The sequence below is a fragment of the Mesorhizobium sp. M2C.T.Ca.TU.002.02.1.1 genome (genome assembly GCF_003997225.1).
This window is the reverse complement of sequence record NZ_RZTO01001254.1, coordinates 1-1149: the sequence shown is the minus strand read 5'-3', so window position 1 is coordinate 1149 and position 1149 is coordinate 1. Positions and strand designations below refer to the sequence as shown.

General features: G+C 65.8%; 2 protein-coding genes. Both read left to right on the top strand.

The window, feature by feature from the left end; genetic code table 11:
• The coding region (locus tag EOD07_RS35220) for an FAD binding domain-containing protein (protein WP_127238423.1) at positions 1 to 685 on the top strand (685 nt) is incomplete at its 5' end.
• 12 nt (positions 686 to 697) lie between these two features.
• Positions 698 to 1149, top strand: a 452-nt coding sequence (locus tag EOD07_RS35215) for a (2Fe-2S)-binding protein (protein ID WP_164772883.1), incomplete at its 3' end; no start/stop codon positions are given.

The following is a 1149-nucleotide window of genomic DNA, read 5'->3' as shown; positions in this document are numbered from 1 at the left end:
GAAAAGGATCGTTCGCGACGGCGACCGCATCGTCATCGGCGCCATGACCACCCAGCATGAACTGCTGGCGTCGCAGACGATCGCATCCGCTTTGCCGATCCTGCATGAGACGGCCCTGCTGATCGCCGACCCGCAGGTGCGCTATCGCGGCACCATCGGCGGCAATGTCGCCAATGGCGATCCCGGCAACGACATGCCGGCCCTGATGCTGACGCTCGGCGCCGATTATACGCTGGAGGGGCCGGACGGAAGCCGCACGGTCGCAGCTGGCGAGTTCTATCAGGGTGCATATTTCACCGCCCTCGAGCCTGGCGAAATTCTCACCTCGGTCTCTATACCCGTACCGCCGGCCGGCCATGGCTACGCTTACGAGAAGCTGAAGCGCAAGATCGGCGACTATGCGACCGCCGCCGCTGCCGTGGTGCTGACCATGGCCGGCGGCAAGGTGGCGACCTGCTCGATCGGCCTCACCAACCTTTCCGAGACGGCGCTGCTGGCCGAGGACGCGGCGGCGGCCGTGGTCGGCACGACGCTCGATGATGCGTCGCTGAAGAAGGCGGCCGAAGCAGCCAGGGCGATCATGAGCCCGGCCGGCGACGGGCGTGGTCCGCCGGAATACCGCAAACATGTCGGCGGCATCATGGTCGAGCGGGCGCTGAAGCGCGCCGCCGCCGTCACTCGTTAGGGAGGACGATCGATGACCCAGGCCAAGAAGACCCAGGTCAGCATGACGGTGAACGGCCAGCCCGTCGAAGGGCTGGTCGAGCCGCGCACGCTGCTCATCCATTTCATTCGCGAGAACCTGCAGCTTACCGGCCCGCATATCGGTTGCGAAACGACCCATTGCGGCGCCTGCACGATCGACATGGACGGCATGTCGGTGAAGAGCTGCACCGTCTTCGCGGTGCAGGCCGAAGGCGCCGAGATCACCACGATCGAAGGCATCGCCAACCCGGACGGCACCCTGTCGGCGCTGCAGGAAGGCTTCCGCATGATGCACGGCCTGCAATGCGGTTTCTGCACGCCGGGCATGATCACCCGCGCGCATCGTCTGCTGCAGGAAAACCCGAACCCGAGCGAGGAGGAGATCCGCTTCGGCATCGCCGGCAATCTCTGCCGCTGCACCGGCTACCAGAACATCGTCAGGGC